At 55.2% G+C, this 18,315-nt stretch carries 14 protein-coding genes; 6 read left to right on the forward strand and 8 right to left on the reverse strand.

Translation table 11 applies throughout. The annotated features are described in order from the left end of the window. The first annotated feature begins 176 nt into the window (after window positions 1-176). From BMW84_RS12370 to BMW84_RS12380, 3 genes are read left to right on the forward strand one after another with little or no spacing between them, the layout of a single operon-like run. The gene (locus tag BMW84_RS12370; protein ID WP_091068757.1) at window positions 177-1,985 is read left to right on the forward strand and encodes a sensor histidine kinase; all 1,809 of its coding nucleotides are present in this window, start codon (window positions 177-179) and stop codon (window positions 1,983-1,985) included. Continuing rightward, window positions 1,982-3,586, forward strand: coding sequence for a response regulator (locus tag BMW84_RS12375; protein WP_091068759.1), 1,605 nt, complete (start codon window positions 1,982-1,984; stop codon window positions 3,584-3,586). The genes BMW84_RS12370 and BMW84_RS12375 overlap by 4 nt, the downstream gene beginning before the upstream one ends. Beyond that, window positions 3,579-4,544, forward strand: a complete 966-nt coding sequence (locus BMW84_RS12380; protein ID WP_091068761.1) for a sugar ABC transporter substrate-binding protein — start codon at window positions 3,579-3,581, stop codon at window positions 4,542-4,544. The genes BMW84_RS12375 and BMW84_RS12380 overlap by 8 nt, the downstream gene beginning before the upstream one ends. Before the next feature lie 128 nt (window positions 4,545-4,672). Here BMW84_RS12380 and BMW84_RS12385 read toward each other — a convergent pair whose 3' ends face one another. Continuing rightward, complete coding sequence (locus BMW84_RS12385) at window positions 4,673-5,305, reverse strand: YfbR-like 5'-deoxynucleotidase (RefSeq protein ID WP_091068764.1); 633 nt, start codon at window positions 5,303-5,305, stop codon at window positions 4,673-4,675. A gap of 262 nt (window positions 5,306-5,567) precedes the next feature. On the opposite strand from BMW84_RS12385, the gene BMW84_RS12390 reads away from it, so the two are divergent. Both BMW84_RS12390 and BMW84_RS12395 read left to right on the forward strand, forming a co-directional pair. Continuing rightward, window positions 5,568-5,786: a PspC domain-containing protein gene (locus BMW84_RS12390; RefSeq protein ID WP_091068765.1), complete on the forward strand. Its 219-nt coding sequence runs from the start codon at window positions 5,568-5,570 to the stop codon at window positions 5,784-5,786. 27 nt (window positions 5,787-5,813) lie between these two features. Beyond that, a complete protein-coding gene (locus BMW84_RS12395) occupies window positions 5,814-6,488 on the forward strand; it encodes a PspA/IM30 family protein (protein WP_091068768.1) in 675 nt (224 codons plus the stop codon). 173 nt (window positions 6,489-6,661) lie between these two features. Here BMW84_RS12395 and BMW84_RS12400 read toward each other — a convergent pair whose 3' ends face one another. Both BMW84_RS12400 and BMW84_RS12405 read right to left on the reverse strand, forming a co-directional pair. Continuing rightward, window positions 6,662-7,618, reverse strand: a complete 957-nt coding sequence (locus BMW84_RS12400; RefSeq protein WP_091068769.1) for a 3'-5' exoribonuclease YhaM family protein — start codon at window positions 7,616-7,618, stop codon at window positions 6,662-6,664. Between the two features lie 194 nt (window positions 7,619-7,812). Further along, window positions 7,813-10,062, reverse strand: a complete 2,250-nt coding sequence (locus tag BMW84_RS12405; RefSeq protein WP_091068772.1) for an FMN-binding protein — start codon at window positions 10,060-10,062, stop codon at window positions 7,813-7,815. A 507-nt stretch (window positions 10,063-10,569) separates the two neighbouring features. Between BMW84_RS12405 and hemH the strand changes: the two genes are divergently transcribed. Next, window positions 10,570-11,604: a ferrochelatase gene (gene hemH / locus BMW84_RS12410; RefSeq protein ID WP_091068774.1), complete on the forward strand. Its 1,035-nt coding sequence runs from the start codon at window positions 10,570-10,572 to the stop codon at window positions 11,602-11,604. Between the two features lie 83 nt (window positions 11,605-11,687). Here hemH and BMW84_RS12415 read toward each other — a convergent pair whose 3' ends face one another. The 5 genes from BMW84_RS12415 to allB all read right to left on the reverse strand — a co-directional run bounded on the left by BMW84_RS12415 (window position 11,688) and on the right by allB (window position 18,296). Continuing rightward, entirely contained in the window at window positions 11,688-12,140 is a 453-nt protein-coding gene (locus tag BMW84_RS12415; RefSeq protein ID WP_091069716.1) for a hypothetical protein, read from the reverse strand. 334 nt (window positions 12,141-12,474) lie between these two features. Beyond that, the gene (locus BMW84_RS12420; protein WP_254772970.1) at window positions 12,475-14,286 is read right to left on the reverse strand and encodes an adenine deaminase; all 1,812 of its coding nucleotides are present in this window, start codon (window positions 14,284-14,286) and stop codon (window positions 12,475-12,477) included. Between the two features lie 70 nt (window positions 14,287-14,356). Beyond that, window positions 14,357-15,583 carry a pyridoxal-phosphate-dependent aminotransferase family protein gene (locus tag BMW84_RS12425; RefSeq protein WP_091068782.1) on the reverse strand — a complete coding sequence of 409 codons (1,227 nt, stop codon included), beginning with the start codon at window positions 15,581-15,583 and terminating at the stop codon, window positions 14,357-14,359. Between the two features lie 26 nt (window positions 15,584-15,609). Further along, window positions 15,610-16,899, reverse strand: a complete 1,290-nt coding sequence (locus BMW84_RS12430) for a M20 family metallo-hydrolase (RefSeq protein ID WP_091068784.1) — start codon at window positions 16,897-16,899, stop codon at window positions 15,610-15,612. Continuing rightward, window positions 16,896-18,296 (reverse strand): allantoinase AllB, encoded by a 1,401-nt coding sequence (gene allB / locus BMW84_RS12435; protein WP_091068786.1) that lies wholly within the window; start codon window positions 18,294-18,296, stop codon window positions 16,896-16,898. Before allB ends, BMW84_RS12430 begins: the two co-directional genes overlap by 4 nt. Window positions 18,297-18,315 lie beyond the last annotated feature (19 nt).

Genomic DNA, 18,315 nt, shown 5'->3' on the forward strand with positions numbered 1-18,315 from the left:
TTTGCGGGAAGTTTTCGTTTTTTTCTTTTTTTCCGGCTTCAATCCGGACGATGTGTATTTTTTTGTTTAAATGGTGTGAATTATCGTTGCGTTTTCTTTTTTTGCTGCCGGGGATTCGGAATTTGGTATAAAATAAACAGGTAAGCGATTGCATTTAAGGCGAGGGGATAGATTTCATGAAGGTCATACGCCGGGTCTCCTCCAGTCTGCGGGCCAAACTGCTTCTGCTGTTTATCGTCCTGACCTCCATTCCGCTGCTGGTGGTGGGCATCGTTTCATATCAGAAGTCTTACGACTCGGTCTCCAGCCACAGCAAAGCGACCAGCATGCTGCAAGCCGATCTGCTCGCGCGGAACATCGATATTTTATTCGACGATACGGAGCGGCTGCTCGAGCTCAGCAAAAATCCCGCGGTCATTCACTTCTTGTTCTCCCAGTCGGAGACGTATCAGGAAGCCAAAGAGATTTTGCAGACTTTTTCGTTGTATCGTGACACCTATAAGTACGAGAACGTCATTAATATCAGCTTTATCAATCTGTACGGCAAAGGCATCAGCGAGCGGCGGGGCGTCTTTCAATCCAATTTGAACCCGCTGCGCAACCCGCATTTTCTGCAGCTCACGCAAACTCCCGACCTCGCGCTCAAAATTCCTCCGGCGCTGAATTCCGAATACGACCGGATCGACGGCTTTACTTACGGCAACCGTGGAGTCATCTCCATCATGGCCGCCGTCCGACAGCGGATTACGCATGAAGTGATCGGATTTATGGTCATTGACCTCGACGACTCCTTTATCAAGGAATTTTGCGCCAAGGTGACGATCGGCAAAACCGGGTTCTTTTACATTCTGGATCAATACGGCAACCCGATTTATGTGCCTACCGTAAACAGCCGGGACCGCGAGCGCATTGCGGAGAACGATTTCTCGGACCATGAAGGACTTCCCCGCGACAGTTATGTCCTGCAGACCGGCGGTTCGCCGCAATTCATTGTCTATACCTCTTCCGCTTCCACCGGCTGGAAAGTCGTCGGCATGGCCCCGCTGGAGGAGATCGTCGCTGAAGCCAGCCGCATCCGCCAGCTCATTATCGTCAGCGTCATTCTCAGCGCAGTCTTTGTCATTACGCTCAACTTCTTTCTCACGCAAAAGCTGACCCGGCCGATTCAGCTTCTCCAGCACAAAATGCGCCTGACCGCCTCCGGTTACCTGGAAGCCAAATTCAAAGCGGGCGGCACGGACGAAATCGCTGATCTGGGTCAAAGCTTCAACATTATGGTGGAGAAAATCAAACAGCTGCTCGAACAAAGCATTTTAGAGCAGAAGCAGCTGCAAAAAGCGGAGCTGCGCACCCTGCAGGCACAGATCAATCCCCATTTTCTCTATAACACGCTGGATTCCATCGTCTGGATGGCCGAAGCCGGCAAAAACGACAACGTAATTCAACTCGTCAAATCGTTGTCGCGGTTTTTTCGCCTCAGCTTGAACAAAGGCCGGGACTGGGTGCTGATCCAAACGGAACTGGACCATGCGGAAAGCTATCTGGAAATTCAAAAAATACGTTACCGCGACATTCTGGACTACCGGATCGAAGTCGGACCGGAACTGCGACAATATCCGATTCTCAAAATGACGCTGCAGCCGCTGATTGAAAACGCGCTTTATCATGGCATCAAAAACAAACGCGGCAAAGGATTGATTACCATTAGAAGTTATGCCGAAGGCGATGCGGCGGTCATTCTGACCGTGACGGACAACGGCATCGGCATCCCCTCAGAACGGCTTGCACGGTTAAGGGCAGATCTGGAGTTGCCCATCGAGGCCGAAGAAAGCGAAGCGAAGGAGAATGGCTTTGGTCTCCAAAACGTGCATCAGCGGCTTAAGCTCTATTTCGGCGCACCGTACGGAGTCACACTGGAAAGCACAGCCGGTGAAGGTACGCAAATCCACGTCCGCATTCCCATGAACAAGGAGAGTCGAACATGAAAAAAGTGATGCTGGTCGACGACGAAATTTCAATCCGGGAGAATATCCGGGACTGCGTCAATTGGGAAAAGGAAGGGTTCATTTACTGCGGCGACGCCCCGGACGGCGAAGTGGCGCTGCCGCTGATTGAGGAGTGGTCGCCCGACATTCTGATTACCGATATCAAAATGCCCTTCATGAACGGGCTGGAGCTCAGCTCGGTTGTCAGACAGCGCATGCCCGAAACAAAGATCATCATTTTAAGCGGGCACGATGATTTCCAATATGCGCAGAAAGCGCTGCGCCTGGGCGTCGAAGACTACTGCCTGAAACCGGTCAGTTCGGCGGATCTGGTCGGACTGCTCCATGCCGCAAGCGCTCAGATCGACAAGGAGCGGGAAGCTCGGCGGATGGAAGCCTATACGCCGGGTAAGCTGCTGGCCGATTTGTGCGGCGGACTGATCGGAACCGCAGCCGCGATCGAAGCGGCGGCACAGCTCGATATGCCGTTATCCGCCTCTTGCTATGCCGTGGCGATCTTTGCCGTCCATGGGGTCGGTCCGCAGCAGCCGGAGCCTGCTCCGTCAAACCTCGGGCTACTGGAAGAAACGCTTGGGGAGCGGCTGCGCATGGCCGGAGACGGTTACGTCTTCAAGCGTAGCCGCTCGGAGACCGTCTGGATCGTCAAAGGAAACCATCCCGGCAAGCTGACCGGACTGCTGGAGAAGGACGGCGCGCAAATCGCCGCCGAACTCGGCAATTCATTCGGTTGTGAGGTGACCATCAGCACCGGTAGCGCCAAGGAACGGCTGCTGGGTGTCCATCTCTCCTATCTCGAAGCAGAGGAGAATCTGGTATGGAGGCGTATGGCGCGGCAAAATAAAAGCTCGCTGTTCGAATCTTCGCTGAATGCCGACTCGCAGGCAGTATTGCTGGACCGCAATCAGATTGTCGATTTCATGAAAGTCGGAAGCGCCGCGGAGGCGCCGGCCTTTCTGCAGACGTTTACGGCTGCATTTGACCGAATCAATTGGAACTCCATGTATGCTTTTTATTTGATCAACGATTTGACGCTTGAACTGGTGCATTCAGCCAACCTGACCTTTCAACCGGCTGAAAATCCCGCTGCACTTGTTCAATCGCTTCAGCCTGCAATCCGGAAAATAACGAATGTGCAGGATGGCATCCGCTATTTACGGCAGCTGCTGGAGCGGCTGTGGCAGTGGCGTTATGAAGGTGCGGGCAAATACAGCGAGTTGCTGAGCAAGGTGAAGCTGCATATCCGTGAGAATTATGCCGACGATCAGCTTTCGCTGAACGAGATTTCCAGGCAAATCGGGGTTAGTTCCAGCCATCTGAGTAAAATATTCAGCCAGGAAACCGGACAGACGATGACTGAATATTTGACGGCAACCCGGATCGCCAAAGCGAAGGAACTGCTGAAGACGACCAATTGCAAAACGCTTGAGATTGCCTACAGAGTGGGATATAACGATCAGCATTACTTTTCCAATTTGTTCAAAAAAATCACCGGCATGACACCGATCGAATATCGGAAGCAAGGCCTGTACCAGCCCCAGGGCGGACAGCCGGGAGAGAGAGGGAATACCGCCGATGGTTAAGCCGGGCAACCATTGCACAGGATCACTGTTCTTCCTGCTGATTGCCGCCCTCCTGATAAGCGGATGCGGCAGCGGAGGGAACAGCGGAGCGGCGCAAGCTTTGGGCGGCGTCAAGGCCACTCCCGCCGCATCCGGGAGCGGCGATCCCTTAACCTTCGGCATCATCTACCCGATGGTGAACCCCACCTACGAGACCATCACGGAGAATGCGGAAACAGCGGCTTCCCTGCGTAACGTACGCCTGCTTGTGCAGGCGCCAGACGAGGCTAATCTGGAGCAGCAAATCCGCATCATGGAAATGATGATCAAGCAAGGCGTGGACGGCATCGCCATCGACCCGGTCGATTCCGACGCGATTATCCCTGTAATCAACAAAGCCCGGGACCGCGGGATTCCCGTCGTCTGCTTTGAGTCCGATTCGCCGGACAGCCGAAGGATCGCCTTTATCGGAGCGGATAATTACAAGACTGGAGAGGTTATCGGAAGCACCGTCGACCGGCTGCTTCAAGGCAGGGGAATGATTCTGGTGGAGAACGGCATGCCCCATATGCTCGGGCTTGGCGAAAGGCAGAAAGGGCTACTCGATTATTTGCTGCATAACACAAAAATCGATGTCCTTGAAACGCAAAACAATGATGGAAGCGAAGCAGGCGCAACCGAACAATTGGAAGCCATGATTGAAAGGCATCCCCATTTCAGCGCATTGATCAGCCTGGACTTCGTTTCCAGCGCCAGCTCGATCCTGATCTGGAAGGCCAAAGGGCTCAAGCGGATCAACGTCGCCCTTGGACTCACTCCTGATGTCAAGCAATCACTGAATAATGGACAAATCAGCGGTATTATTTCACAAAATGAGCAGCACTGGGGCGAGTCGATTATCGCTACTCTGCTGAAAGCGGCCTCAGGCTTCACAGTCCCCGAATTTGTCGATACGGGCATTACCGAAATTTATCCTTAAGCGTAAGCAAGCGGCAGTCCCCGGACCGGGGCTGCCGCTTAGAAATTTCAGGCGATACGAACGATCTGCCGTGAATTGTTGCAAATTTATGTTGCGGCCTGTCTGAAAATATAAAAGCCCTGAACCCTCTAATGGGCCAGCGCTTCTTCGGTAATGCGTTTAATATCGATCGGAGATAAGGTTTCCTCGTTGACCATGTCCGGCAGGATATGGGTCAGGAAATAATCCACGCACTTCAAATTGATGTTTTTGATCTTGATGATCGCGTTGCGGTACATCACCACAAATTCCTTCTCCGTATTCCCCCGCTGAATTTCGGCAAAAGCCTCGTAAACCTGATCCAACTTGTCCGCCACCTCAAGGATCAGCCCTTCCAGCGAATTGTCCTTTCCTTCACGCAATTGCTGATAAAAAATACTTTTGAACTCCTCCGGGATATGCTCCTCGATAAAATTGTTGATCATTCCCTCTTCCACCTGCTGGATCAGCGAACGAAGCTGCAAGGAGGAATGTTTCACCGGCGTTTTGATGTCTCCGATAAATATTTCTCCGTAGTCGTGACTGCTTGTAATCTCATAGAGCTTTTTCCAGTCGATGACCGCTCCGCCGTGTTTCTCCTCGATGTCCGCAAGCGTTTTGGCATACTGCACAACCTTCCAGGAATGGGCGGCGACGCTATGTTCCTCGAATTTGAATTTGCCCGGGCAACGGATCATCCGTTCCAAGCCGTTCAGCGAGCGAAAATACTGATGAATTCCCATCGGTTGCTCCTCCTCTGTCGCATATGCTGTTGATGTTTTGAGTGGAAGTGGCAACTCCAGTATAAACGGCGACTGTTAAGCACGGATTAAGCCGATGTTAACGCCGTTGGCTCCGTTTTTTACTAAACCCCGCCTTGCAGCGGAAGTCTCCCCCGACTTTGGTCCGGTGCAAAGAACGGTCTCGGGCCCGTTTTGATGGAGCCGGTTCCGCCGTACAATTAAGACATCAAATACGGAACAATCCTAAAGGAGAGAGTTAACCATGAAAAAACTGTACCGTTCGCAAAGCGATAAAATGCTTACCGGCTTATGCGGAGGCATCGCCCGAGCCCTGAATATCGACACGACGCTGATCCGCCTGCTCGTAGCCGCCGCCGCATTTTTTAGCTTCGGAACAGTAGCTATCCTCTATGTCATCGCCAGCGTAATCGTGCCGAAGGAAACCTATGGCAGCGTGGGCAGCGATTACGACTTTTATTAAGAAACCAACTTAAAGGAGAAATGTAAAATGAGTATATTTCAACGCATTGCCACATTGACGAAGGCCGCTATTAACGAAGGTTTGAACAAGCTGGAAGACCCGATTCTGATGACCGGGCAGTATCTGCGTGATCTGGACGATAAAATTGCCGGAGCCGAAAGCAAGCAACGGGAGCTTACCGCAGCGGCAGCCCTGCTGGAACGCCGCCATACCGACAACCTGGCGCTTGCCGAACACTGCGAAGCAGATGCGGTTACCGCCATGCGGGAAGGCAATGAGCCGGCGGCCCGCGCTGCGCTTGAAGCTAAATTGCGGTACTTGGAAACCGCGCAAACATCGCTTGCGTCGCTGGAGCAAACACGGAGCACCCTGGCAGCGCTGGAAGTGGATTTGGCCCATGCCAAAGCAGAGTTCGAACGCCTCAAAGCGAAACGGGCCGAGCTTACCGAGCGTGCCCGCAAAGCCGCGGAACTGGCCAAACAAGCTGCACCGCAGGGCGAACGTTATGGTCAGCCCGGTGCTTACGGTTATCCGCTGCACACCGGTTCCGCTTCCCGCGGATTTGAGCGGATGGAGAACAAGATCAATGAATGGGAGAGCCATGCCGAAGTGTCTGCAAAACGTTACGGCAGCATCGACCCTGCAATGAACAGCGCAGTGGAAGCCGAACTGGAGCGCCTGCGCCAGCGTAAATCGGAATAAGGCCCGGCAAGGTGAGATAGCTAACGCTTAACCAAAAAGAAAAAAGGATGAATTCCGGCTGAACATCGCCCGGATTCATCCTTTTTTGGGTTATTGCATTAGAGCTACGGCTTCGGAGCCTGCCAATATCCTGAAGGGCTCCGAAGTCATGTCATCGTTTTCCTGGGAGTTTGTTAAAACTTCATCCGGTAGACCGCCTTATTCTCCAGCCCGCGGATAAACGGCGTCCATTCTTCCGTTTCGGGCGTGGTATCCAGCGCATCCTCGACCATTTGCAGCTTGGCGTCCATCGCATCGATATGATGCAGCGCTACCGCCTCAGCGGTCTGAGGCTGAACCGGGCTGCCCCATTCGCCGAGATTATGATGCGACAGCACCAGATGCTGCAGCGCCATAACCTTCTCACCGTCCGGATCGAGACCGAGGCGGATAGCCGCTTCCGTGATCCAGTTGGCTGCCATGGCAATATGCCCGATCAATTTACCTTGATTGCTGTAATCGGAGACGATGCCGAATTGGGAGATCATTTCTTCCGGTTTGGCGATGTCATGCAGAATAATACCTGCGCGCATTAAATCAGGGTTCAGGAATGGCCGCTGCTTGCAGAGGAATTCGCCGATTTCCAGCATCCGCACCATGTGATAGGCGAGTCCCGCAAAATAGGCATGGTGATGCGTTTTGGCCGCCGGATAGTGCATCAGCTTCTCCTCCACTTTCTTGACGCAAAAGGAGACGATATCGGCGATTTCCCGATCAGCAATGCCGGAGATCGCCGATTGGATCGTATAGATCAGATCCACCGGACGAATCGGTGCGGCACGGATGAACTCAGTCATCGACACCCCGTCCTCTTCGGTCGCCAAACGGATCTTGGTAATTTTGATCTGCAGCTTCTCGCGGTATAAATGTGCCAGGCCGCGCACCTTCACTAACGCCATCGGAAAAAAGGTTTCTTTATCGGTGGTGCTTACATCCCAGTATTTGGCCGGCAGCTGTCCGGTGGAATCGCCAAGGACGATATCAAAATAATCTTTCGGAGGATTGCCGTTGGTTTGTTTGACCGCCAGCTCGCGCAGCAGGTAAAAACCCGTGAATTCATCCTGCGGAGATAGCTGTTTAATTAATGTCATTGATGTGCCTCCCGTAACTGGCAGATTGTCGTCTGCCTAATATATTAAATTTAGACATTTGCCTCCGAAAACCCTTCAAATTACTATACGGGCACTTTTATTAAATAAGTCCTGGCAGGTATGAACAAAAAAAAGGGGATACCCCCACCACATCTGTGGCTAAAGGATATCCCCTTGATGCCTATCTGGAAAACTTATTTGCCTGCGGTTTCCAATGCAGCGTTAATTGCTTCTACCACTTTAGCGGAGACAGCTTTTTCTGCATCGTTGGCACCGAACGCTGCCGGACGGTATCCGTATTTATGCAGGGAGAATCCGTTCGATGTCGTTTCGATTTCTGTTTTAACTGCTTTTTCAGCTGCTGTCAGCTGATCGGCTGTTTTAATCTTGCCGGTTGCATCCATATAGTAAACAACCATAGTCAATGGCAAGCCGTATTTGGTGGTTACCATAACGTTAACGGATTTATCAGCGCTAACGCCGATGAATGTACCGTCAAAATATGCGGCTTTGTTTGTTTCTACAACTTCTGCTTTGCCGTAAGCTCTGTCAACAGCTGTTTTGAAGCCGGTGCTGCTGCTGGTTGCGCCGGATACGGCGTCAACGGAAGCTGCGCCTTCTCTTGTGCCTGCATTCAGGATGTTTGCAGTCAGGACCGGGATCGCTTTGATAACTTCAGCATAAGCGGTTTTGCCTTTGTCAACCATGTCCATACCGACACGGGTCAGAGCAAGCTTAACGATGGTGCCGTTACGCAGGGTAACGTCGGCTCTGTTTGTACCTTTGTCATACGCATCGCCATAAGCGGTGAATGTGCCGTCTTTGTATGCGCCTTGAACTTTGGAAGCATTGGTCAAAGCATCGGCCAGGGCGGCTTTAGCTGCTTTGGACAGCGCTTCTTGCCCAATGATATCGGTGAAGTTAACGCCTTTGTCAAGCAATCCTGCAGTCAGTTGATCCACCAGCGTTTTTTGGTCGGCGGTCAGCTTGTCGGCAGCGATGATTTTGCCGTCGGTTCCGAACAGGCCCAGTTTCACGGCGGTTACTTTATCACCGGCAACGGTTACGATCAGTTGGATCTTGGATTGGTTGTCTACGCCCAGGAAAATACCGTCAAAGTATTGGCCTGCTGTAGGTACTTTCAAAGCTTTTTCGAATGCGCGTTGTACGGCCAGGTTCCAGCCGTGGCTGCTTTCGGTTGCGCCGGAAATTCCGTCGACTTTTTCGTCATAATTAGCGATATAAGAGCCGTTCGCCAGCAGTTTCGCAGTCATTGGAGCGTTTGCTTTAACAACTTCTGCATAAGCTGTGTTACCTTTGTCGATCAAGTCAGTTCCAAGTCTGTACAGCTTCACGTCTACCAGCTTGCCGTTGCGGATAACGATGTCTGCGCGTTCTTCGCCTACGCTTCTTCCGTCGCCGTAAGCGGAGTAGAATCCGTCAACATAAGCGGAGTTGTTGTTCACACTTGCATTTTGCTCAGCATCCCAGAACGCGTTGATAGCCGCTTTGGAGTCTGCTTCAAAACCAGTTACCAGTTTTGCGGAAGATCCGCCGGCCAGAAGCGCAGGCGTGATTGCCGCTACTGCTGCGGATTGCGCGGCAGTGAATGCTTTTTCTTCAACGATGTTGCCTTTGGCATCGATCGGGTACAGCTTCACGCCAGTCAGCTTGTTGGCTTCGTACGTAGCAAACACCGCGTATTTGCCTTCAGGGTCAACGCCCATATGCATGCCGTCGAAGTAAACTTCGCCAGCCGGTTTTACTTTGAGCGATCTTTCGAAAGCTCTGTCTACAGCCAGTTTCCAGCCCGGAGTGGAGCGGGTTGCGCCGGATACGGCGTCAACTGCGGCAGCGCCTTCTCTGGTTTTGCCCATCAGTCTGTCAGTCATCAGCTTGTAGGCATTCCACAGGCCGCTGTAATTCTCGCGAACGTTGCGGTCCAGAAGTTTCGGACTTGTTCTCATCAGCTCGATCGCTGCGATTTTTCCGGATTTAATGGTTACCTTAACGCCTTCGGTGCCTTTGGTATTGGCTTCGCCGTAAGCGACATATACGCCGTCTTGGTATACATTCTTTGTAACTGTAGCCGGTTTAGCGGTTGCCTTAGGAGTAGCTTTTGGTGTTGCTGCAGGTTTTACAGTTGCTTTAGGTGTTGCTGCAGGTTTTGCAGTCGCTTTTGGTGTTGCAGTCGGTTTTACCGTTGGTTTTACGGTTGGTTTTACCGTCGGTTTTGCAGTTGGTTTTGCAGTCGCTTTTGGTGTAGCCGCCGGTTTTGCAGTGGCTTTAGGCGTTGCTGCAGGCTTTGCAGTTGCAGCCGGTTCTTCTTCAGAAGCGGCGGATACCGCGTCAACCTTCAGATTCAATGCCGGTGCCTGAATGGTGTAAGCGAACGGCGCCAACAGCAGAGCCGCGCTGACAGTCAATGTAATTAGTTTTTTCAATGCGATTTCTCCTTTGCCATAACCCCAGAAATATGTAGCCCTTTATTGCAATCCTTGCTCATCGTGCTCTCCAACCCCTTCTTATAAAAGAGCGCACGCTCCTTCATAAGATCTCATCCCCCCTCTCCCGAACCGATTCGGATTCTATTCACGGATAACATAGACATAAGATTTGCCATTCAAGCCCTAAGGTGAAATAAATCGCATAAACAGTGAAAAAATTCACATTAATGGTGAAACAATTCACAAAGGGCAATAGCAAACTCATGCAGGTAATTTATGGCTTGATATTATCAAATTAAAGATTATTTTTGCTGTATATAAAATCACAGGCCCTATAAAAAATATCACTATTTGCCTTTTACCTCAAAAAAATAGTTAACCAAACTCTCGTATTCTCCTGATATCTCCTATTTTTGGGAATGATGTGATTCAACCAACAGCGGTGAACGGGAATGTCATGGTAATTTAAAGAAATGTCCATTTCATTGAGAAGGGAGATTTCAGATGCATCCGTCTTCCACTGTTCCGTCCGTCGGGATCATATTAGCCCAAATCGGCACCCCTGAAGCGCCGACTGCCGCAGCCGTTCGTCCCTATCTGCGGCGCTTCCTCTCCGATCGCCGGATCATCGACTATTCCCCTTTGTTGTGGCAACCGCTGCTGCGCGGGATCATTCTGCGCGTGCGTCCACGTAAATCGGCGAAGCTCTATCGCGAAATTTGGCAGAATGGAGGCTCCCCGCTGCTGACGTGTTCCCTTGCCCAACGCGACGGGCTGCAGACGCTGCTCGGACCGGATTATCAAGTGGAGCTTGGACTGGCCTACAGCCAGCCGGATATGCGGCAGGCCTTTGCCAAGCTGGAGGCCTCCGGCATTGAACGCATCATTGTGCTGCCATTATTTCCGCAATACTCTTCAACCACGACAGCCTCAGTCTATGATACCGCCTGTTTTGCGGCCCTTGGACGCCGTAGCGCCTCCGGCCCGGTCAGCAAACGTTATGTTCCTGCGCTGCGCTTTGTTGATGCCTACTACAATGCGCCCGGATATATCGCGGCCATGAAGACGCATTTGCACAGGCATATCGCCGGACTTGAAGAAGCGCCGGATCAATTTATCCTGAGCTTCCACGGCATTCCGAGCCGTTACGCCGCCACGGGCGATCCTTACCCGGAGCAGTGCCGGCAAACAGCGCAGCTGCTCGCCGAAGCGATGGGCTGGAAAGACGGTCAATGGCAGATTGCCTTCCAATCGCGTTTCGGCCGCGAAGAATGGGTTGGACCAGCAACAGCTGATGTCTTGAAGAGATTGTCAGCCTCCGGTGTGCGCAGGCCGCTGATTTTTTCGCCGGGGCTGGTTACCGACTGTCTGGAGACGCTGCATGAGCTGGCCATCGAAGGACGGGTGCTGTTTGCAGAAGGCGGAGGGGATGCCAATGCGTTCTCCTTCATCCCCTGCTTAAATGCGGAGGCGGAATGGCTGAGCTTTATGGCAGATCTGATCCGCAGCCATGCCCAAGGCTGGACCGGGACTCCTTAAATGCTAAAGCCGCCCATAAAAGCGTGAGCCGATGCCCGGGCGGCTTCTGTATGCTTTTTCTAATAATCGCAGAGCCCTTACCCTTACGCCGTCAGCTGATTGTACTTGGCGGTCAATTCCTCAAACCACTGCTTATCCTGGATAGACAGGGCAAAATCAATAAGCTCGGCAATCTCTACCGGCGACAGCTCGGGGTTATCATTGAAGCTTACCTCAGCCACGGCCGACGCTTTGCCTTCCGCCCCTTCTGCAAAGTCGTAAGAAAAACTGAGCTTAATATCGCTCTCCATATATTCATTCCGGAGGAAATACAGCACCTCGCACATCAATACCGGCCGGACCTGGTTATCAAACACGCACTCCATAACTTTAGCCCAGTAGTGCTGGTTGCCCAGATGCAGCTTGTCATTGGACAAAAGGTACTGCTCGCCTTGAAAATCGTTCACAAACCGGAGTGCCAGCGGCTCCATCTTAAAAATGCCGGCGATTTGCTTCATGGTGATGTTCATGATCTCCTGTGTATCCAATCTGATCATCTGATCCATCCCGCCCCTTCTTATTTGGCTATCTTCCGCTAATGTATTGGAACAGCTGCTGTTAAGTATCGGCAAATTGATTGAAATGTAAGATTCTGTTTACTTTCTTTAATTTTATTATCGTCCAATAGACCTGGTTTTTGAATGTTTTTTATTAAAATTTTATAAAAGTCTGATTCAAATCGTGAAAATTTGGTTAAATATAACCTCCGTTGTTCGATTTGTTCATAAACAACCTGCTATAAAAGGAAAAATGCAGCGCCGCGGTCTCCCTGACGGGTAGATTGCGGCGCTGCATTTTTCATTCGCTTCAATATATAATGCGTCTCCTGAACTACTCTTCGACGAATAACGATACCAGACGGATGCCCTCTTCCGGGGAAATATGGACCAGGCCTTTATCGGAAATGCGCAGCGTCGGGATAACGGCCAACGCGAGCAGCGACAAGGTCATAAAGGCATAGTTGAGCGTACAGCCGGCGGAGTACAGCGCTTTGCTGATCGCAGCCGATTGGGCGGAGGCCACTTCAAACGGCTCCGCCGACATCAGGCCGGCGATGGCGAGAGGGAACAGCGTCGTTCCCCCGCCGGACACCACGGCTACGCCGCCCTGCGCCTGGGCCACGGCACCGGCCGCTTCGGCCATGAGGGCATCGTCATTGCCGATGACGAGAATGTTATGGCTGTCATGGGCGACCGTCATTGCAATGGCGGCCGGCTCATGAAAACCGATCCCGTCAACCAGTCCGACCGTTTTATTGCCGGTCCCTTTGTGACGCTCCAGCACGGCGATTTTGCACAAGCCGGCTTCCAGCTGCAGCTTACCGTCAACGACCGGTGCCTTGACGATCAGCTCGGAGGTTTCAACATGATTCTCAATGACTTTAATGGCTCTGGCCGCGATGCGGCCTTCGGCGACCGGCGCGTGAATGATGAAATCCTCCGCCACCGGCGGGGCGGCCAAATGAACGGACCGGCGCACTTCCTCCGGATACGTATACTTCGCCAGTTCCGCGGTCATTACGCCGTTCTCGGCGACAACGACGCCCGCGGCAATTGTCGTGACAACATTGACATCAGCCAGATTGCCGTCCAGGAGAATAATATCCGCGAAGGAGCCCGGCGTAATCGAGCCGATGTCGCGCGAAAGCCCGAAGCGTTCGGCGGTGTTGATCGTCGCCATCTGGAAGGCGGTCACAGGCTTCAGCCCTTGGGCGATGGCATGCCGGACGACAAAGTCCATATGGCCTTCGTCCCGCAGCGATTCCGAGCTGCGGTCGTCCGTGACGAGCATCATCCGGCGCGGGTCAAGACCGCGCTCCGTATGCGCCGTAATCGTCTTGGCCACGTCGTGCCAAGCGGAACCGCGGCGCATCTTGGCGTACATCCCCAGGCGTACGCGCTCGATGACGTCTTCGGCGGTGACGCATTCATGGTCACCGGTCACGCCGGCGGCGGCATACACCGGCAGCCGCCAGTCATGGGACGGCCAGGTGAAATGGCCGTCGACGTAGCGGCCTGCGCGCAGCGTTGCCTGAATTTCCCCGATCATTTTGTCGTCTCCGTAGACGACGCCGGGGAAATTCATGACCTCGCCAAGCGCGATCACATCCGGCCCCCAGGTGAAGGCTTCCGCCACCTCTTCGGGGCCGAGCGCTGCGCCGGTCGTCTCGAACTCCGGACCGGCGGACGGGACGCAGGAAGCGACCTGCATATAAGCGGCAAGCGGCGTGCCGCGCATTTCATCGAGCATCAGCCGGATGCCCTTCAGGCCAAAGACGTTGGCGATCTCGTGGGCGTCAAAGAATCCGCCCGTCGTGCCCAGCGGCAGCACCGCGCGGGCAAATTCCGTCACCGTCAGCTGCGTGCTCTCGATATGGCAATGGCCGTCGAGCAAGCCTGGCGCGATATATTTTCCCTCGGCGTCGATGACTTGCGTATTTTCGCCGATCGTATGGGACACATCTTTGCCTACATAAGCAATGCGGCCGCCCTGCACCGCCACGGACATGCCGTCCAGAATCTCCCCCGAAACAACGTTAACGAGCTTCCCGCCGGTAATGACCAGGGTAGCCGGCTGGTCGCCCCGTGCTGTAGCCACAAGCTCAGGAATGCAATCCGCGAGCGGTTTTCTGGCAAATGTCATAATTTCCACTCCCCTTCGGACAGCCGGATCTATGATTTGTATATCGGCTGCTTGTATTCAACCGATTATCTTACTTAACCTCGTACACGTCAAGCGCCGCCTGGACCGCAAGGCCGCTGGCAACCGTATGGCCGTGCCGGAGCAGCACCGCTTCCAGCGCGCCGAGCAGGCGCAGCACGTTATTTTCCCGGGCGCTGAAGCCCATCGTGCCGATCCGCCAGATCATTCCCTTAAGCGGGCCGAAGGAGCTGGCGATTTCGATCCCGAAATGCTCCAGCAGCATCGTCCGCACCGCTTCGCCGTCGATGCCTTCAGGAATGATTACGCAGGTGACCACGGTCAGCTTGCAGTCGGAGTCCCCGTATAATTCAAGCCCCATGGCCGTCAGGCCCGCCACCAGCGCCTGCTCGTGCAGCTTATGCCGCGTATGGCGCGCCGCCAGCCCTTCCTCCAGGACAAGCCGCACCCCTTCGCGCAGCGCATACAGCATGGAGGTCATTTCCGTATGGTGGTTCAGGCGCTGGGCGCTCCAATAATCCTGAAGCATGCCAAGGTCGAAATAATTGCTGCGTACCACCGGGAGTTCGCCGTTTGCAGCATCCGCCGTCCGCAACCCCCGCTCGATCGCCTTGCGCTTCAGCACCTTCGCCTCCGCCCGGTCATTATAGGTAATGGGCGCCATTCCCGCGGGGATCGAGAGGCATTTCTGCGTTCCGCCTATGACGGCATCCAGCATCCAGGCATCGGTCTCCACCGGAACGCCGCCTAGCGTCGCCACCGCGTCCACAATCAGTAGCGCATCCTGTTCCCGGCAGGCGGCGCCGATCCGGTCGAGCGGCTGCACGCGGCCCGTAGACGTCTCGCCGTGGACCACCGCCACCACATCCGGCTTCAGGCTGCGAATGGCTTCGACAATCTCCTCCTGCGGAAAAACGCCGCCCCACGGCCTTTCGAGGGTGAATACCTCCGCGCCGCACCGTTCGGCAAGCTCATGCAGCAGATTGCCGAAACGACCGAAGATCGGAACGAGCACCCGGTCGCCCGGCGCGATCAGACTGACCATGGCCGCCTCCAGCCCGGAACGCGAGGTACCATCGACCGGATACGCCCATTGATTTTTCGTGGCAAAAAGCGTGCGCAGCATCTCCATCGTTTCGTTCATGATATGGGTAAATTCCGGATCAAACTGTCCCAGCACCGGCAGCGACATCGCCCGCAGCACCCGCGGATCGACCTCGACCGGTCCCGGAGTCATGATGCACCGCAAGGACGGCGACAATGGCTCGAATCGCTTCATCTCTATCTCTCCTCAAAGCTTCGGCTTCATCGATAAGCCAGCTCATATAGTAGCATCGTTAGTATATCAAGTCCCGCGGCTAGTTCTTCCGGCGAAGTATATTCTTCCGGCGCGTGGCTGATTCCCCCACGGCTCGGTACAAACAGCATGGCCGCTGGGCACAGCGGCGCAAACAACTGGGCGTCATGGCCCGCGCCGCTGACCATGGAGCGCCAGCTTCGTCCCTGTTCGCGGCAGATCCGCTCAAGAGAACGGCGAAGCTGATGGTCCATTGCCGCCGGCGACGTGGACAATGTTTCTTTCACTTGCAGTTCGAGACCGCGCCGTGCGGCAATGGCTGCAAAATCGGCAAATAGTCGCGTGCAGAAGTCCTCCAGCACGGCAGACTCGCTGTGGCGAATATCTACGGTAAAGCGCACCTCGCCGGGGATGACGTTCGGTGTGCCCGGAAAGGTCTCCAGCCGGCCGGAGGTCGCCACCAGCGGGTCGCCGGCGGTCACCGCTAGCCCCTCCATGCCGGCTAGCATTTCCGCCGCTCCGGCCAGTGCGTCACGCCGGAGCCCCATCGGCGTCGTACCCGCGTGATTGGCGCTCCCCCGGAGGATGAGCTCTGCCCGCCGCTGCCCGACGATCGCCTCGACGACGCCTAGCGACAGCCCGGCTTCCTCCAGCACGATCCCCTGTTCGATGTGCAGCTCGATGTAGGCGGCAATGCCCGAAGGCACCCCGGCCCCGGCGGAACTGCCGGAGATTGCATCGCCGCTGCCCGCAGGCCCGAACGGCGGCAGCCCGCAGGCTTCCATCGCCTGACGCAGTGTCACGCCGGCGGGATCGGCGGTCCGCTCCGCCTCACTTCCATTATAGAGCCCCGTTACATGGCCGGAGCCCCAAAAGGCAAGCGGGAAGCGGCTGCCCTCTTCTTCACTAAAGGAAACGGCTTCCACTGTGCGCAGCGGCGGACCAAACCGTTGACGCAAATAACCGAGCGCTGTCACGGCGGCTGCGATGCCGTAGGCGCCGTCATATTTGCCGCCGCACCGCACCGTATCGATATGCGAGCCGGTGAGGATCACCTTATCGCCTGCGCCGACATCGTCCGCTGTTCCGGCCAGCCGGCCGTACACGTTGCCGACCCGGTCGCTGCGGACGTCAAGCCCCAGCTCCGCCATAGTCTCGGAGATATGCCGCTGGGCGGCGCACCACTCCTGCGTATATAAAAGGCGCGTCACTCCCGGACCGGGCGCGCTAAAAGCAGCCAGCTCCTCCAGCAGCTTCAGCATCGCCCCGGCCGGAGCCTGAATCGCGGCCGCGCTCATAACGCGGCCGCCTTCCGGCCCAGCCGCAGCCACGCTCCGCCGCCTTCGGCCAGTACGCCATCCCCGGCACCGGCGGTGTAAACCACCGTCCCCCGGCTAATCGTGGCCTGTACCCGGCATGATAACGTCATGCCTGTATATGGGCTATGCTTGTGCCGGTACAGCAGATCCTCGGCCTTAAGCGTATACGAAGCAGACGGGTCGAGCAGCACGAGGTCGGCGTCCAGTCCGGGAACGATCGCCCCTTTGCGGTGATCAAGACCGAACCGCTTCGCCGGCAGCGCCGACAGCAGCGACGAGATTAGCGGAACCGGCAGTCCGCGCCGGTTCACGCCTTCATGGAACAACAGCTCCAGACTGCTCTGCGCGCCGGAAATCCCGCCCCAGGCGTCGAAAAAGGTCATCGCGGGATCAAGCTTCAGTTCCGGCGGACAAGGAGAATGGTCCGAGGCGACCAGATCGATTTTACCTTCGGCCAGCGCCGTCCACAAAGCTTCCTGCGCGGCTTTGCTGCGCAGCGGAGGCGCGCATTTGGCGACCGGCCCCAGCGTCTCCATGCTGCTCTCGTCCAGCAGGAGATAATGCGGGCAAGTCTCGGCGGAGACATCCTGGCCGCGCGCTTTGGCAGCATGAATCAGCTCGATGGCTTCCGCGGTGCTGATATGCACAAAATGAAGCCGGCACCCGGTTCGCTCGCCGTACAGCAGCGCCCGCCTTACCGCTTCCAGCTCAGCCTCCGGCGGACGCGCGGCCGCGAAATCCCGCGCCCCGCTTCGTCCTTCGCGCACCGCCGCTGCAGACAGCGCGGCAGTCATATCCTCGCTCTCCGCGTGCAGGGCGAGAATGCCGCCGAGTGCGGCGATTTTTTGCATTCCCTGAAACAAGGTATCGTCGTCCACTTCGCGGAAACGGCCTTCCCCGCTGCCGCCGGGATTGGAGATGAAGGCCTTAAAAATCGTGACTCCGGCGGCAGCCAGCTTCTCCAGCTGTTCCAGATTGCCCGGAACCAGCCCGCCCCAGAAAATATAGTCGACAGCTGATTGTCCTTCCGCCGCTTGCGCTTTTAGCTGCAGCGCCTCGAGGTTGACGGTCGGCGGATTGCCGTTGAGCGGCATATCCGCGTAGCAGGTGCAACCGCCTTTAGCCAGCGCGGCCGAACCGGTACGGAAGCCTTCCCAATGCCCGAAGGCGGGTTCATTGAAATGCACATGCATGTCGATCATGCCGGGCAGCACGTACAGCCCCTGCGCATCGATCATCCGTGTGCTCTCGCCCGCCGGCAGCCCGCTGCCGAGCGCGGCGATTTTTCCATCCCGGACGCCGACGTCCAGCCTGCGCACCTCGCCGGGTAAAACCACTTCTCCGTTAACGATAATCAGCTCAAATGATTGTTCCATTCTATGGGCCACCTCCGCT

This window comes from Paenibacillus sp. NFR01, assembly GCF_900111565.1.
In the GTDB taxonomy this organism is placed as follows: domain Bacteria; phylum Bacillota; class Bacilli; order Paenibacillales; family Paenibacillaceae; genus Paenibacillus_AQ.

Coding starts and splice junctions, on each gene's coding strand:
- BMW84_RS12370 (WP_091068757.1), top strand. CDS start 177: ATGAAGGTCATACGCCGGGTCTCCTCCAGTCTGCGGGCCAAACTGCTT.
- BMW84_RS12375 (WP_091068759.1), top strand. CDS start 1,982: ATGAAAAAAGTGATGCTGGTCGACGACGAAATTTCAATCCGGGAGAAT.
- BMW84_RS12380 (WP_091068761.1), top strand. CDS start 3,579: ATGGTTAAGCCGGGCAACCATTGCACAGGATCACTGTTCTTCCTGCTG.
- BMW84_RS12385 (WP_091068764.1), bottom strand. CDS start 5,305: ATGGGAATTCATCAGTATTTTCGCTCGCTGAACGGCTTGGAACGGATG.
- BMW84_RS12390 (WP_091068765.1), top strand. CDS start 5,568: ATGAAAAAACTGTACCGTTCGCAAAGCGATAAAATGCTTACCGGCTTA.
- BMW84_RS12395 (WP_091068768.1), top strand. CDS start 5,814: ATGAGTATATTTCAACGCATTGCCACATTGACGAAGGCCGCTATTAAC.
- BMW84_RS12400 (WP_091068769.1), bottom strand. CDS start 7,618: ATGACATTAATTAAACAGCTATCTCCGCAGGATGAATTCACGGGTTTT.
- hemH (WP_091068774.1), top strand. CDS start 10,570: ATGCATCCGTCTTCCACTGTTCCGTCCGTCGGGATCATATTAGCCCAA.
- BMW84_RS12415 (WP_091069716.1), bottom strand. CDS start 12,140: ATGATCAGATTGGATACACAGGAGATCATGAACATCACCATGAAGCAA.
- BMW84_RS12420 (WP_254772970.1), bottom strand. CDS start 14,286: ATGACATTTGCCAGAAAACCGCTCGCGGATTGCATTCCTGAGCTTGTG.
- BMW84_RS12425 (WP_091068782.1), bottom strand. CDS start 15,583: ATGAAGCGATTCGAGCCATTGTCGCCGTCCTTGCGGTGCATCATGACT.
- BMW84_RS12430 (WP_091068784.1), bottom strand. CDS start 16,899: ATGAGCGCGGCCGCGATTCAGGCTCCGGCCGGGGCGATGCTGAAGCTG.
- allB (WP_091068786.1), bottom strand. CDS start 18,296: ATGGAACAATCATTTGAGCTGATTATCGTTAACGGAGAAGTGGTTTTA.